At 56.7% G+C, this 12,673-nt stretch carries 18 protein-coding genes and 1 pseudogene; 13 read left to right on the forward strand and 6 right to left on the reverse strand.

Annotated features, from left to right (window positions below):
- The first annotated feature begins 29 nt into the window (after nucleotides 1-29).
- The 6 genes from rpsD (at nucleotide 30) to ENGE1_RS19305 (ending at nucleotide 3,237) form a co-directional block, all read left to right on the forward strand.
- Complete coding sequence (gene rpsD, locus ENGE1_RS19280) at nucleotides 30-650, forward strand: 30S ribosomal protein S4 (protein ID WP_043081125.1); 621 nt, start codon at nucleotides 30-32, stop codon at nucleotides 648-650.
- Between the two features lie 25 nt (nucleotides 651-675).
- A complete protein-coding gene (locus ENGE1_RS19285; RefSeq protein ID WP_002919219.1) occupies nucleotides 676-1,665 on the forward strand; it encodes a DNA-directed RNA polymerase subunit alpha in 990 nt (329 codons plus the stop codon).
- A gap of 40 nt (nucleotides 1,666-1,705) precedes the next feature.
- Nucleotides 1,706-2,092 carry a 50S ribosomal protein L17 gene (rplQ, locus tag ENGE1_RS19290; RefSeq protein WP_043081124.1) on the forward strand — a complete coding sequence of 129 codons (387 nt, stop codon included), beginning with the start codon at nucleotides 1,706-1,708 and terminating at the stop codon, nucleotides 2,090-2,092.
- A gap of 103 nt (nucleotides 2,093-2,195) precedes the next feature.
- Nucleotides 2,196-2,564, forward strand: a complete 369-nt coding sequence (locus ENGE1_RS19295; RefSeq protein ID WP_043081123.1) for a DnaJ family domain-containing protein — start codon at nucleotides 2,196-2,198, stop codon at nucleotides 2,562-2,564.
- Between the two features lie 2 nt (nucleotides 2,565-2,566).
- Nucleotides 2,567-3,025, forward strand: coding sequence for a Zn(2+)-responsive transcriptional regulator (gene zntR / locus ENGE1_RS19300; protein ID WP_043081122.1), 459 nt, complete (start codon nucleotides 2,567-2,569; stop codon nucleotides 3,023-3,025).
- Nucleotides 3,022-3,237, forward strand: a complete 216-nt coding sequence (locus tag ENGE1_RS19305; protein ID WP_048255252.1) for an alternative ribosome-rescue factor A — start codon at nucleotides 3,022-3,024, stop codon at nucleotides 3,235-3,237. Before zntR ends, ENGE1_RS19305 begins: the two co-directional genes overlap by 4 nt.
- Here the strand turns inward: ENGE1_RS19305 and mscL are convergent, their stop codons facing one another.
- From mscL to def, 5 genes are all read right to left on the reverse strand, one after another.
- Nucleotides 3,238-3,651, reverse strand: a complete 414-nt coding sequence (mscL, locus tag ENGE1_RS19310) for a large-conductance mechanosensitive channel protein MscL (RefSeq protein WP_043081120.1) — start codon at nucleotides 3,649-3,651, stop codon at nucleotides 3,238-3,240. It lies immediately after the preceding gene.
- Nucleotides 3,652-3,794: 143 nt separating this feature from the next.
- A complete protein-coding gene (trkA, locus tag ENGE1_RS19315) occupies nucleotides 3,795-5,171 on the reverse strand; it encodes a Trk system potassium transporter TrkA (protein WP_043081119.1) in 1,377 nt (458 codons plus the stop codon).
- A 21-nt stretch (nucleotides 5,172-5,192) separates the two neighbouring features.
- Entirely contained in the window at nucleotides 5,193-6,482 is a 1,290-nt protein-coding gene (gene rsmB, locus ENGE1_RS19320) for a 16S rRNA (cytosine(967)-C(5))-methyltransferase RsmB (RefSeq protein WP_048255249.1), read from the reverse strand.
- 51 nt (nucleotides 6,483-6,533) lie between these two features.
- On the reverse strand, nucleotides 6,534-7,481 hold the full coding sequence (gene fmt, locus ENGE1_RS19325) for a methionyl-tRNA formyltransferase (protein WP_043081117.1): 948 nt from the start codon (nucleotides 7,479-7,481) through the stop codon (nucleotides 6,534-6,536).
- A gap of 14 nt (nucleotides 7,482-7,495) precedes the next feature.
- Nucleotides 7,496-8,005, reverse strand: a complete 510-nt coding sequence (gene def / locus ENGE1_RS19330; RefSeq protein ID WP_043081116.1) for a peptide deformylase — start codon at nucleotides 8,003-8,005, stop codon at nucleotides 7,496-7,498.
- A gap of 129 nt (nucleotides 8,006-8,134) precedes the next feature.
- Between def and dprA the strand changes: the two genes are divergently transcribed.
- Genes dprA through ENGE1_RS19360 form a run of 6 tightly spaced genes read left to right on the forward strand, consistent with a single transcriptional unit; the run spans nucleotide 8,135 to nucleotide 11,917 of the window.
- Nucleotides 8,135-9,259 (forward strand): DNA-protecting protein DprA, encoded by a 1,125-nt coding sequence (gene dprA / locus ENGE1_RS19335; RefSeq protein ID WP_048255247.1) that lies wholly within the window; start codon nucleotides 8,135-8,137, stop codon nucleotides 9,257-9,259.
- Nucleotides 9,231-9,704, forward strand: a complete 474-nt coding sequence (gene smg, locus ENGE1_RS19340) for a DUF494 family protein Smg (protein WP_043081114.1) — start codon at nucleotides 9,231-9,233, stop codon at nucleotides 9,702-9,704. Before dprA ends, smg begins: the two co-directional genes overlap by 29 nt.
- Before the next feature lie 24 nt (nucleotides 9,705-9,728).
- On the forward strand, nucleotides 9,729-10,280 hold the full coding sequence (locus ENGE1_RS19345) for a DNA topoisomerase family protein (protein ID WP_048255244.1): 552 nt from the start codon (nucleotides 9,729-9,731) through the stop codon (nucleotides 10,278-10,280).
- Nucleotides 10,277-10,849, forward strand: a complete 573-nt coding sequence (tsaC, locus tag ENGE1_RS19350; protein ID WP_048255242.1) for an L-threonylcarbamoyladenylate synthase type 1 TsaC — start codon at nucleotides 10,277-10,279, stop codon at nucleotides 10,847-10,849. The genes ENGE1_RS19345 and tsaC overlap by 4 nt, the downstream gene beginning before the upstream one ends.
- A gap of 4 nt (nucleotides 10,850-10,853) precedes the next feature.
- On the forward strand, nucleotides 10,854-11,672 hold the full coding sequence (gene aroE, locus ENGE1_RS19355) for a shikimate dehydrogenase (protein ID WP_048255239.1): 819 nt from the start codon (nucleotides 10,854-10,856) through the stop codon (nucleotides 11,670-11,672).
- The gene (locus ENGE1_RS19360; RefSeq protein WP_048255238.1) at nucleotides 11,669-11,917 is read left to right on the forward strand and encodes a DUF1488 family protein; all 249 of its coding nucleotides are present in this window, start codon (nucleotides 11,669-11,671) and stop codon (nucleotides 11,915-11,917) included. Before aroE ends, ENGE1_RS19360 begins: the two co-directional genes overlap by 4 nt.
- Here ENGE1_RS19360 and ENGE1_RS19365 read toward each other — a convergent pair.
- Nucleotides 11,893-12,447, reverse strand: a complete 555-nt coding sequence (locus tag ENGE1_RS19365; RefSeq protein ID WP_048255263.1) for a gamma carbonic anhydrase family protein — start codon at nucleotides 12,445-12,447, stop codon at nucleotides 11,893-11,895. The genes ENGE1_RS19360 and ENGE1_RS19365 overlap by 25 nt on opposite strands.
- 12 nt (nucleotides 12,448-12,459) lie before the next feature.
- Here ENGE1_RS19365 and ENGE1_RS28570 point away from each other — a divergent pair.
- Nucleotides 12,460-12,673 (forward strand): annotated as a pseudogene (locus ENGE1_RS28570) (hypothetical protein); the annotation flags it as partial.

Consider the following 12,673-nt stretch of genomic DNA (forward strand, 5'->3'; position numbering starts at 1 on the left):
GCGCTTCTCAGGTTAGTTGGAGAAAGAAAATGGCAAGATATTTGGGTCCTAAGCTCAAGCTGAGCCGTCGTGAGGGCACCGACTTATTCCTTAAGTCTGGCGTTCGCGCGATCGATACCAAGTGTAAAATTGAACAAGCTCCTGGCCAGCACGGTGCGCGTAAACCGCGTCTGTCTGACTATGGTGTGCAGTTGCGTGAAAAGCAAAAAGTTCGCCGTATCTACGGTGTGCTGGAGCGTCAGTTCCGTAACTACTACAAAGAAGCAGCACGTCTGAAAGGCAACACCGGTGAAAACCTGTTGGCTCTGCTGGAAGGTCGTCTGGACAACGTTGTATACCGTATGGGCTTTGGTGCTACCCGTGCTGAATCACGTCAGCTGGTAAGCCACAAAGCAATTATGGTAAACGGTCGTGTTGTTAACATCGCTTCTTATCAGGTTAAAGCGAATGACGTCGTCAGCGTTCGTGAGAAAGCGAAAAAGCAATCTCGCGTGAAAGCCGCTCTTGAGCTGGCTGAGCAGCGTGAAAAGCCAACCTGGCTGGAAGTTGATGCTGGCAAGATGGAAGGTACGTACAAGCGTCAGCCTGAACGTTCCGATCTGTCTGCGGACATTAACGAACACCTGATCGTCGAGCTTTACTCCAAGTAAAGCTTAGTACCAAAGAGAGGACACAATGCAGGGTTCTGTGACAGAGTTTCTAAAACCGCGCCTGGTCGATATCGAGCAAGTGAGTTCGACGCACGCCAAGGTGACCCTTGAGCCTTTAGAGCGTGGCTTCGGCCATACTCTGGGTAACGCACTGCGCCGTATTCTGCTCTCATCGATGCCGGGTTGCGCGGTGACCGAGGTTGAGATTGATGGTGTACTGCACGAGTACAGCACCAAAGAAGGCGTTCAGGAAGATATCCTTGAAATCCTGCTCAACCTGAAAGGGCTGGCGGTGAGAGTTCAGGGCAAAGATGAAGTTATTCTTACTCTGAATAAATCTGGCATTGGCCCTGTGACCGCAGCCGACATCACCCACGACGGTGATGTCGAAATCGTCAAGCCGCAGCACGTGATCTGCCACCTGACCGATGAGAACGCAGCTATCAGCATGCGTATCAAAGTTCAGCGCGGTCGCGGTTATGTGCCGGCATCTGCCCGAATTCATTCGGAAGAAGATGAGCGCCCAATCGGCCGTCTGCTGGTCGACGCCTGCTACAGCCCTGTAGAGCGTATTGCCTACAATGTTGAAGCTGCGCGTGTAGAACAGCGTACCGACCTGGACAAGCTGGTCATCGAAATGGAAACCAACGGCACAATCGATCCTGAAGAGGCGATTCGTCGTGCGGCAACCATCCTGGCAGAACAACTGGAAGCTTTCGTTGACTTACGTGATGTACGTCAGCCGGAAGTGAAAGAAGAGAAACCAGAATTCGATCCGATCCTGCTGCGCCCTGTTGACGATCTGGAATTGACTGTCCGCTCTGCTAACTGCCTCAAGGCAGAAGCTATCCACTATATCGGTGATCTGGTACAGCGTACCGAGGTTGAGCTGCTGAAAACGCCAAACCTGGGTAAAAAATCTCTTACTGAGATTAAAGACGTGCTGGCCTCCCGTGGTCTGTCTCTGGGCATGCGCCTGGAAAACTGGCCGCCGGCAAGCATCGCTGACGAGTAACCGGATCACAGGTTAAGGTTTTACTGAGAAGGATAAGGTCATGCGCCATCGTAAGAGTGGTCGTCAACTGAACCGCAACAGCAGCCATCGCCAGGCTATGTTCCGCAACATGGCAGGTTCACTGGTTCGTCATGAGATCATCAAGACGACCCTGCCTAAAGCGAAAGAGCTGCGTCGCGTAGTTGAGCCGCTGATTACTCTTGCCAAGACTGATAGCGTTGCTAATCGTCGTCTGGCATTCGCCCGTACTCGTGATAACGAGATCGTGGCAAAACTGTTTAACGAGCTGGGCCCGCGTTTCGCGAGCCGTGCCGGTGGTTACACTCGCATCATGAAGTGTGGCTTCCGTGCAGGCGACAACGCGCCGATGGCATACATCGAGCTGGTTGATCGTTCAGAATCGAAAGCAGAAGCTACTGCAGAGTAATCTGTGGTTAATTAAAAAAACCCGCTCCGGCGGGTTTTTTTATACCCTCCGCGTCCTCACTTCTTTAAAATAGCTGTACTCTTTTTCATCAGCAGAGGTAGTTATGTGGCTAATCGATCAGTGGGCCGAACGGCACATACTCAATGCTCAGCGCAGCGGTGAATTTGATGCCCTGCCCGGCAGCGGTAAACCGCTGCAGCTTGATGATGACTCGCACGTCCCCCCGGAGCTTCGCACCGGCTACCGGCTGCTGAAAAATGCCGGCTGCCTGCCACCGGAGCTTGAGCAGCGCAAAGAGGCCGTTGAGTTGTCTGATCTACTTAAGAGCGTCCGCGAGGACGACCCGCGATTTGTCGTGCTGCAAAAGCAGCTGACCCTGCTGGAACTTAAGCTCAGGCAGGCCGGGCAAAATACCGACTTCCTGCACGGCGACTATGCCGAAAAGGTGTTAAAGCGCATTAGCGAGGAGTAACTATGTTTCGCATTGGCGAACTGGCTAAGCTTGCCGGCGTGACGCCGGACACCATCCGCTACTACGAAAAGCAGCAGATGATGGATCACGATCTGCGCACAGAGGGCGGCTTTCGCCTCTATACCGACAGCGATCTGCAGCGGCTGCGCTTTATTCGCCATGGCCGGCAGCTGGGTTTTACGCTTGATGCGATCCGCGAGCTGCTGTCGATCCGCATCGATCCTGAGCACCACACCTGCCAGGAGTCGAAAAGCATCGTCCAGGCGCGGCTGAATGAAGTGGAAGCGCGCATTGCCGAACTCGAAACCATGCGTCGCTCACTGCAGCGCTTAAACGACACCTGCTGCGGCACTTCCCACAGCAGCGTTTACTGCTCTATACTCGAAGCGCTCGAACAGGGCGACAACAGTGCGGGATACGTGCCGGGCCCGAACAATCAGCTATCACAGGAGAAATTATGAGCCGCTATCAGCATACGAAGGGGCAAATTAAGGACAACGCCATTGAGGCACTGCTGCACGATCCGCTGTTCCGCCAGCGCGTGGAGAAAAGCAAGAAGGGTAAAGGGAGCTACGCAAGGAAGGGAAAACACGGTCATCGGGGTAACTGGGAGGCCAGTGGCAAGAGAGTCAGAGACTTTTTTACCACTGGCCTTTTTGCGATTACCGCCTGATTAAGGGCGGGTATTCTGCGCCTTCAGCAGATCGCGGATCTCTGTCAGCAGAACTTCTTCTTTGGTTGGCGCAGGCGGTGCTGCGGCCGGCTCTTCTTTTTTACGGTTCAGTTTGTTCATCAGCTTAATCGCCATAAAGATGGCGAAAGCCACGATGATGAAATCAAAGACGTTCTGAATAAACACGCCATAGTGCATTACCACGGCAGGCACATCGCCCTGGGCGGCGCGTAGCGTCACGGCAAACTGCTTGAAATCAATCCCACCAATTAACAGACCCAGCGGCGGCATAATAATATCGGCAACCAGTGACGATACAATTTTACCGAACGCTGCACCAATAATGACACCCACTGCCAAGTCAACCACATTTCCACGCATCGCGAATTCGCGAAACTCTTTAATAATGCTCATTTTATTCTCCTTGAACCAACTGGCGCTTATAAGTTTAACAAATGTTGAGACTATTGCCATTAGATAGCGAAAAGGAAAAATAATAATTAATCCTTAAATAATAAAAGGTTAATTAAAAAAGGCGCCGTAGTGGCGCCTGATTATTAGAGGAAGAAGGGGCTTGGCTGGAACAGGCGTTCAACGTCGGTAATAAACTTTTTATCCGTCAGAAACATAATGACGTGATCGCCCTGCTCGATGCGCAGATTATCGTTGGCAATCATTACTTCGCTACCGCGGACTACTGCACCAATGATAGTCCCCGGGGGCAGCTTAATATCGTTAATGACGCGCCCTACAACCCTGGAAGTGCTCTCATCGCCGTGGGCAACTGCTTCAATCGCTTCGGCCACACCGCGGCGCAGGGAAGAGACGCCAACGATATCCGCCTTACGGACGTGGCTCAGCAGCGCCGAAATGGTCGCCTGCTGTGGAGAGATGGCAATATCAATAACGCTGCCCTGCACCAGATCGACATAGGCTTTGCGCTGGATAAGCACCATGACTTTTTTGGCCCCCATCCGCTTAGCCAGCATCGCGGACATGATATTCGCTTCATCATCGTTGGTGACGGCAATAAACAGATCCACCTGATCGATGTGCTCTTCGGTCAGCAGCTCCTGATCCGAGGCATCGCCGTAAAATACGATAGTATCCTGCAGCTTTTCTGCCAGCTCGGCGGCGCGTTGCTGATCGCGCTCAATCAGCTTCACGCTGTAGTCCTTTTCCAGCCGCCGCGCCAGCCCGGCGCCGATATTACCGCCGCCGACCAGCATGATGCGTTTGTAGGGCTTTTCCAGACGCTGCAGCTCGCTCATTACCGCGCGGATATTCTGCGAGGCGGCGATAAAGAAGACTTCATCTCCGGCCTCAACGATGGTTGAGCCCTGGGGACGAATAGGGCGATCGTGGCGGAAGATAGCCGCCACGCGGGTATCGATATGGGGCATGTGCTCCCGCATCGTGGAGAGCGCGTTACCGACCAGCGGGCCACCGTAATAGGCCTTCACTACGGCGAGGCTGACCAGCCCTTCGGCAAAGTTAACCACCTGCAGTGCGCCGGGATACTCGATCAGTCGATAAATACTGTCGATCACCAGCTGCTCCGGGGCGATCAGGTGGTCTATCGGCACCGCATCGGAGCTGAACAGCTTCTCCGCATCGCGCACGTAGTCAGGTGAGCGGATACGGGCGATACGGTTAGGGGTATTAAACAGCGAGTAGGCGACCTGACAGGCCACCATGTTGGTCTCATCGGAGCTGGTTACCGCGACCAGCATATCGGCATCGTCGGCGCCGGCTTCGCGCAGGGTACGGGGAAAAGAGCCGGGGCCCTGAACGACGCGCAGGTCGAACTTGTCCTGCAGGCTGCGCAGGCGATCGCCATTGGTATCCACGACGGTAATGTCGTTGTTTTCACCGACCAGATTTTCTGCCAGGGTACCGCCCACCTGCCCGGCGCCAAGAATGATTATTTTCATCGCTTGCGATCCGTTAGTTCGTCACTGTTTGATTAATGTAGCGTAGAAGAAGCCGTCGCCTTCGGCTGCGTCAGGCAGGTTTTGCTGGCCCGGTTTTTCCGGCGTGCAGGTTTGCTCCAGCCTGGCGTCTGCCGTGCGCTGAAGAAACGCCGCAATCTGCTGACTGTTCTCTTCCGGCAGTACGGAGCAGGTGGCGTACACCAGCGTACCGCCCGGCTTCAGGTGCGGCCAGATAGCATCAAGGATTTCACCCTGCAGCCGTACCAGTTCAGGGATGTCGCGGTCGCGGCGCAGCCACTTAATGTCGGGATGGCGGCGGATCACGCCGGTGGCGGAGCAGGGGGCATCCAGCAGGATGCGGTCAAACTGCTTCTCACCGCACCACTGCGCCGGGGTGCGGCCGTCGCCCTGCTTCACCTCGGCCTTCATGCCGAGGCGCTTGAGGTTGTCATACACGCGGGAGAGGCGCTGCTCATCGACGTCTACCGCCAGCACGGCGGCTTCCGGGGCCACTTCCAGAATATGGGTCGTCTTACCGCCGGGCGCGGCGCAGAGGTCGAGAATCGCTTCACCGTTTTTCGGCTGAAGGAAACGCATACAGCCCTGGGCGGAGGCATCCTGCACCGTTACCCAGCCTTCTGCAAAGCCGGGAAGCGCCTGCACCGGGGCGGGGGCGTCCAGACGTACTGCATCCGGATAGTCGGGATGTACAGCGCCGGTCATGCCGGCGGCCTCCAGCAGCGCAAGCCACTCGTCGCGGCTGTGGTGATTGCGGTTTACCCGCAGCCACATGGGCGGGCGCTGATTGTTCGCCTCCAGGATTTGCTGCCACTGCTGCGGATAAGCCTTTTTAAGGCGCTTCACCAGCCACTCGGGATGCAGGAAGCGTTTTTCCGTCCCGGCGAACTCGGCCAGCAGTTCCTCCTGCTGGCGCTGAAACTGGCGCAGCACGCCGTTGATCAGCCCTTTCAGCTGCGGGCGCTTAATGGCCACTGCGCCTTCAACGGTTTCCGCCAGCGCGGCGTGCGGCGGAATGCGCGTGTACAGCAGCTGATAGAAGCCGACCATAATCAGATAGTGAACGGTGCGCTGCTTGCCGGTCATCGGCCGCGACATCAGCTTGTTAATCAGCCACTCAAGCTGCGGCAGCGTGCGCAGTACGCCGAAGCTCAGTTCCTGAAGAAGGGCGCGGTCTTTTTCGGCCACTTTTTTCTGCATGACAGGCAGGACGCTGCTCAGCGACTGGCCCTGCTCGACGACCTGCTCAACGCTCTGGGCAACCAGACTGCGTAAATTTGGATTTTTTTTCATAACGTTAAAAATGAAAAGGCCCGGCGGTACCGGGCTTGAAAGATGAATGCGTCAGTAAAGACGGCTGCCGGGCATGAACCATTCCCGGCGTGAATTTAACAGGTCCTGCGCGCTCATTGCCTTTTTGCCGGCCGGCTGCAGGGAAAGCAGATTCAGGATACCGTCGCCGGTGGCGACGCGGATCCCCTGCTTGCTGACGTCCAGGATAGTGCCCGGCGCGGCGTCCGCAGCATCGGCAATCACCGATGCAGCCCAGACCTTAACCGGCTGACCTTCTATTTCAAACCAGCTCATCGGCCAGGGGTTGAAGGCGCGAATGCAGCGCTCAAGCTGTGCGGCGGACAGCGTCCAGTCAACGCGGGCCTCTTCTTTACTCAGCTTTTCGGCATACGTGACCCGCGCTTCATCCTGAACTTCCGGCGTCGCGGTGCCGCTTGCCAGCTGTTTCAGCGTCTCGATGAGTCCCTGCGGACCCAGTTCCGCCAGCTTGTCATACAGCGTGGCGCTGGTGTCTTCTGCAGTAATCGGGCAGGCGAGTTTGTGCAGCATGTCGCCGGTGTCGAGGCCGACGTCCATCTGCATAATGGTCACGCCAGTTTCGCTATCACCGGCCCACAGCGCGCGCTGGATAGGCGCCGCCCCGCGCCAGCGTGGCAGGAGTGAGCCATGGACATTAATGCAGCCCAGACGCGGCATAGTCAGAACCGCTTTTGGCAGGATCAGCCCGTAGGCGACCACCACCATCACATCGGCCTGCAGGTCGGCAACGAGCTGCTGGTTTTCCTCAGGGCGCAGGGAGACGGGCTGGAAAACCGGCAGACCTTTTTCTTCCGCCAGCGCTTTTACCGGACCTGGCATCAGCTTTTTGCCGCGCCCCGCCGGGCGGTCCGGCTGGGTGAATACGCCAACGATCTGATGTCCGGACGACAGCAGCGCGTCAAGATGACGCGCTGCAAAGTCCGGCGTACCGGCGAAAATAATACGAAGAGAGTGTGACACGTCTTTTGTTGTCCTTACGCCCGCGCTTTCATGCGGTCCAGCTTTTCGACTTTCTGGCGGATGCGCTGCTGCTTGAGCGGCGACAGGTAATCGATAAACAGCTTGCCGACCAGGTGGTCCATCTCATGCTGGATGCAGATTGCCAGCAGGCCGTCGGCCTCCAGTTCGTAGGCATCGCCGTTGCGATCCAGCGCGCGAATTTTTACTTTTTCCGCGCGAGGGACCAGCGCACGCTGTTCCGGGATCGACAGGCAGCCCTCTTCGATGCCGGTTTCGCCGGATTTTTCCAGCAGCTCGGGATTGATCAGCACCAGGCGCTCGTCGCGGTTTTCGGAAACATCAATGACGATAATCCGCTGATGAATATCCACCTGCGTAGCGGCCAGGCCAATGCCCTCTTCAGCGTACATGGTATCGAACATATCATCGACGATGCGCTGAATCTCGGCATTAACTTCTTCAACCGGCGCAGCGACTTTGCGAAGGCGCTCGTCCGGAATATGTAACACTTGCAAAACTGCCATAGTTATCCAGAGTTGAATTCAGGAGTTGGAAGGAATATTCCCTCTATTCTAGACAAATCCCCCTCTGATTGACAGCATCAGTGACCAATCGCAAGGATTGGTAACACGGCTTATGGCAGGGAGAAAGGGATGGCGACAACGGAAGTGTGGCTGCGTCTGATGAGGGTCAATGGCTTATATGGTGATGCCCAGCTGGCCATCGGGCGCAGACTCTGTCAGGCGTCGGCGGTCGATGCCGCACTTCTCCGGGCGTTAGGCTTTAGCGCTACGCAAATCAGCCACTATTTTTCGCTGACGCCAGCGCAGCTGGATAATACTTTGCAGTGGCTTGATTTACCCGGACATACTCTTCTCCTGGCCGAAAGTCCGTCTTATCCGCCGGCATTACGGGCGGTCAGCGATTATCCCGCAGCCCTTTTCGTTGCCGGAAATCCGCATTTACTCGCGTTACCGCAAATTGCCGTCGTCGGCAGCCGCAGCCACTCCTGGTACGGGGAGCGCTGGGGAGCGCTTTTTTGCGAAGGGCTGGCCCGGTTGGGGCTGTGCATTACCAGCGGCCTGGCGCTGGGCATTGACGGTGTCGCGCACCGTGCCGCGCTAAATGTGAAGGGAAAAACGATTGCCGTGCTGGGCAACGGCCTTAACCACACCTATCCGCGCCGGCACAACGCGCTGGCGACGCAAATCCTCGATGGCGGCGGGGCGCTGGTTTCTGAATTCCCGCTGTACGAAACGCCGTGGCCCGGCAACTTCCCCCGCCGTAACCGTATTATTAGCGGTTTGAGCCTCGGCGTGCTGGTGGTTGAGGCGGCGATCAAAAGCGGTTCGCTGGTGACGGCCAGATGCGCGCTTGAGCAGGGACGCGACGTCTTTGCGCTGCCCGGGCCGTTAGGGAGTCCGGGTTCGGCGGGGCCGCACTGGCTGATCCAACAGGGAGCAATACCCGTCACCTGTATTGAGGACATTGTAGAGAGTTTGCAAAACGAGCTGAAAACAGTGGCAAAGGCTAATGAAAACACAAAATATTCACCGGATACGGAGGATGCGGCATTGCCATTTCCTGAGCTCCTGGCTAACGTAGGAGATGAGGTAACATCTGTTGACGTTGTCGCTGAACGTGCCGGCCAACCTGTGCCAGAGACGGTTGCTCAGTTGCTTGAACTGGAGTTAGCAGGATGGATCGCAGCTGTACCCGGCGGCTATGTCCGATTAAGGAGGGCATGCCATGTTCGACGTACTAATGTACTTGTTTGAGACGTACATCCATAACGAAGCAGAAATGCGGGTCGATCAGGACAAGCTGACGCGGGATCTTTCCGACGCGGGCTTCGATCGTGAGGATATCTATAACGCGCTGCAGTGGCTTGAAAAGCTGGCCGATTATCAGGAAGGGCTTGCTGAGCCTATGCAGCTGGCTTCCGATCCGCTCTCCGTCCGCATCTATACCGCTGACGAATGCCTGCGTCTCGACGCCAGCTGCCGGGGATTTTTACTGTTCCTCGAGCAGATTCAGGTGCTGAACCTCGAAACCCGTGAAATGGTGATTGAGCGCGTCATGGCGCTGGATACCGCTGAGTTCGATCTGGAAGATCTGAAATGGGTCATCCTGATGGTGCTCTTCAATATTCCGGGCTGCGAAAACGCGTACCAGCAAATGGAAGAATTACTCTTCGAAGCAAATGAAGGTATGCTGCACTGATTTTAACGCGCAGCAAGAGTTGTTATGGCCAAATCAGCACTGTTTTCGGTGCCCAAAAATGAGCCCTGCCCACAGTGCGGGGCTGAACTGGTTATCCGGTCCGGTAAGCACGGGCCTTTTCTGGGATGCTCCCACTATCCGGAATGTGATTATGTCCGCCCGCTTAAGAGTCAGGCCGATGGACATATCATTAAGGTGCTGGAGGGACAGTCGTGCCCGGTATGCGGCGGCGAGCTGGTGCTTCGCCAGGGGCGATTCGGCATGTTTATTGGCTGTGGCCAGTATCCCGCCTGCGACCATACCGAAATTATCGACAAGCCCGATGACACCAGCATCATGTGCCCCCAGTGCGGTCAGGGCCACCTGGTGCAGCGGCGCTCGCGCTACGGCAAGACCTTTCACTCCTGCGATCGCTATCCCGACTGTCAATTTGCCATTAACCTCAAACCCGTTGCCGGGAAGTGCGCCGAGTGCGGCTACCCGCTGCTCATCGAAAAGAAAACGGCGCGCGGCGTAAAGCTGTTCTGCGCCAGTAAACAATGTGGAAAGCCGGTCTCCGGCGGAATAGATCAGTGAATAATAACCTGCCAGCAGACACCATCGCCCGAGCCGTAGAGGCTTTACATCATCAGCGCGTCATTGCCTACCCCACCGAGGCCGTCTTCGGCGTCGGCTGCGATCCTGACAGCGAAACGGCCGTTATGCGGCTGCTGGCTCTCAAGCAGCGGCCGGTCGAGAAGGGGCTGATCCTGATTGCCGCTGATTTTGAGCAGCTGAAGCCCTATATTGATGACAGCGTTCTGAGCGATGCCCAGCGCGAGGCGGTATTCAGCCGCTGGCCGGGCCCGGTGACGTTTGTTTTTCCCGCGCTCGCCAGCACGCCGCGCTGGCTCACGGGGCGCTTTGATTCGCTGGCCGTCCGGGTGACGGATCATCCTCTGGTTATAGCACTCTGCCGGCAATACGGTAAGCCGCTGGTATCGACCAGCGCCAACCTCACCGGGCAGCCGCCGTGCCGCACGACCGATGAGGTACTCGCTCAGTTTGGCCCTGATTTCCCGGTCGTCGCCGGGGCAACCGGCGGGCGGCTGAATCCTTCTGAAATTCGCGACGCTCTGACGGGCGAGCTTTTCCGCCAGGGGTAATTGTATGGAACAGTACGCCGTTTTTGGCAATCCGATAGCGCACAGCAAATCGCCCTTTATCCACGCCCAGTTTGCGCAGCAGCTGCAGATTGCCCATCCCTACGGGCGGGTACTTGCGCCGCTGGATGGCTTCCTTCCTGCCGTCGAGCACTTTTTCAGTTCCGGCGGGCTGGGATGCAACATTACCGTTCCCTTTAAAGAAGAGGCGTTCGCGCGGGCAGACGAACTTAGCGAGCGCGCCGCGCTGGCCGGGGCGGTGAACACGCTCAAGCGGCTGGAGGATGGCCGCCTGCTGGGAGATAACACCGACGGTATCGGCCTGCTGTGCGATCTTGAGCGGCTGGACTTTATCAGGCCCGGTTCCCGCGTACTGTTGATTGGCGCAGGCGGCGCCACGCGCGGCGTACTGCTGCCGCTGCTCTCTCTCGATTGTGCGGTAACCATCGTCAACCGGACACACGCCCGGGCTACCGGCCTGGCGGCGCTTTTTGCTCATGCGGGGAGCGTCAGGGCGCTTGCCTCAGACCAGCTGGCCGGCGAGACGTTTGATCTGATCATTAATGCCACTTCCAGCGGCATTGAGGGCGAGGTGCCGCAGATCCCATCCTCGCTGATCCATGCCGGGCTCTACTGTTACGACATGTTTTATCAGCAGGGCGCGACGCCGTTTCTTAACTGGTGCTCACAGCACGGCGCAACGCATCTTGCGGACGGCCTGGGGATGCTGGTGGGCCAGGCGGCCCACGCCGTTCTGCTCTGGCACGGCGTGCTGCCGCAAATCGAACCGGTGATTGCGGCGCTTAAGCAGGAGCTTGCGCAGTGAATCAGGCTATTCAGTTCCCGGATTGGGAAGAGTGGGACGCCAAAGAGCAGGCTATTCTCTTTCCGGCGCTGGTAAACGGTATGCAGCTGATGTGCGTCATTAAAGGCGATGTGCTGCTGCGGCGGTTCGGCGGCGATTCGCCGCTGCGCGCTTTTACGGAAAATCGCTGGGATCTCGAGGAAGAGGCCAGCGATCTCATCAATGATCAACAGGAGGACAATCAGGGGCGGGTCTGGCTCTCCTGATTGAGATAGTCGTTTTTCCACTTCACGTAGTTATTGGCGGAGTACTTCAGACCTTCCAGTTCTTCTGGCTTCAGCGGGCGGACCTGTTTAATCGGGCTGCCCAGATATAAATAGCCGCTCTCCAGGCGCTTGTTCGGCGGCACCAGACTGCCGGCGCCAATCATCACATCATCTTCTATTACTGCACCATCCAGCAAAATCGATCCCATACCGACCAGCACGCGATTGCCAATTGTGCAGCCGTGCAGCATCACCTTATGACCGACCGTCACCTCCTCGCCAATAACCAGCGGAAAGCCCTGCGGGTTTGTCGCGGAACGATGGGTGACGTGCAGCACGCTGCCGTCCTGAATATTGCTGCGTGCGCCGATAGAGACATAGTGAACATCGCCGCGGATAGCAACCAGCGGCCAGATGCTGACATCGTCGGCAATACGGACATCGCCGATGACGACGCTACTCTCGTCGACCATGACATTATTGCCAATCCGGGGAAAAGTTTCTTTATAGGGGCGAAGATGGTTGGGCATGAGGACCTCTTTGTGAGCGTATTTAGCCTTATTATCGGCCATAGCAGCGGCTTTCTCACCTCAAAAAAGCAGCAGATCGAACAGGATCGAAGCAAAGCGAATGAAAAAAGAGCGAACGGAAAAAAGATCGCAAAAAAGGGTTGTGCAAAAAAATGGGATCCCTATAATGCGCCTCCATCGACACGGAGCAACGGCAAACAAGCCGCCGGGTTGAAAGAGAAAGCCC

This window comes from Pluralibacter gergoviae ATCC 33028 = NBRC 105706, from assembly GCF_001598855.1.
In the GTDB taxonomy this organism is placed as follows: domain Bacteria; phylum Pseudomonadota; class Gammaproteobacteria; order Enterobacterales; family Enterobacteriaceae; genus Pluralibacter; species Pluralibacter gergoviae.

Coding starts and splice junctions, on each gene's coding strand:
- rpsD (WP_043081125.1), top strand. CDS start 30: ATGGCAAGATATTTGGGTCCTAAGCTCAAGCTGAGCCGTCGTGAGGGC.
- ENGE1_RS19285 (WP_002919219.1), top strand. CDS start 676: ATGCAGGGTTCTGTGACAGAGTTTCTAAAACCGCGCCTGGTCGATATC.
- rplQ (WP_043081124.1), top strand. CDS start 1,706: ATGCGCCATCGTAAGAGTGGTCGTCAACTGAACCGCAACAGCAGCCAT.
- ENGE1_RS19295 (WP_043081123.1), top strand. CDS start 2,196: ATGTGGCTAATCGATCAGTGGGCCGAACGGCACATACTCAATGCTCAG.
- zntR (WP_043081122.1), top strand. CDS start 2,567: ATGTTTCGCATTGGCGAACTGGCTAAGCTTGCCGGCGTGACGCCGGAC.
- ENGE1_RS19305 (WP_048255252.1), top strand. CDS start 3,022: ATGAGCCGCTATCAGCATACGAAGGGGCAAATTAAGGACAACGCCATT.
- mscL (WP_043081120.1), bottom strand. CDS start 3,651: ATGAGCATTATTAAAGAGTTTCGCGAATTCGCGATGCGTGGAAATGTG.
- trkA (WP_043081119.1), bottom strand. CDS start 5,171: ATGAAAATAATCATTCTTGGCGCCGGGCAGGTGGGCGGTACCCTGGCA.
- rsmB (WP_048255249.1), bottom strand. CDS start 6,482: ATGAAAAAAAATCCAAATTTACGCAGTCTGGTTGCCCAGAGCGTTGAG.
- def (WP_043081116.1), bottom strand. CDS start 8,005: ATGGCAGTTTTGCAAGTGTTACATATTCCGGACGAGCGCCTTCGCAAA.
- dprA (WP_048255247.1), top strand. CDS start 8,135: ATGGCGACAACGGAAGTGTGGCTGCGTCTGATGAGGGTCAATGGCTTA.
- smg (WP_043081114.1), top strand. CDS start 9,231: ATGTTCGACGTACTAATGTACTTGTTTGAGACGTACATCCATAACGAA.
- ENGE1_RS19345 (WP_048255244.1), top strand. CDS start 9,729: ATGGCCAAATCAGCACTGTTTTCGGTGCCCAAAAATGAGCCCTGCCCA.
- aroE (WP_048255239.1), top strand. CDS start 10,854: ATGGAACAGTACGCCGTTTTTGGCAATCCGATAGCGCACAGCAAATCG.
- ENGE1_RS19365 (WP_048255263.1), bottom strand. CDS start 12,447: ATGCCCAACCATCTTCGCCCCTATAAAGAAACTTTTCCCCGGATTGGC.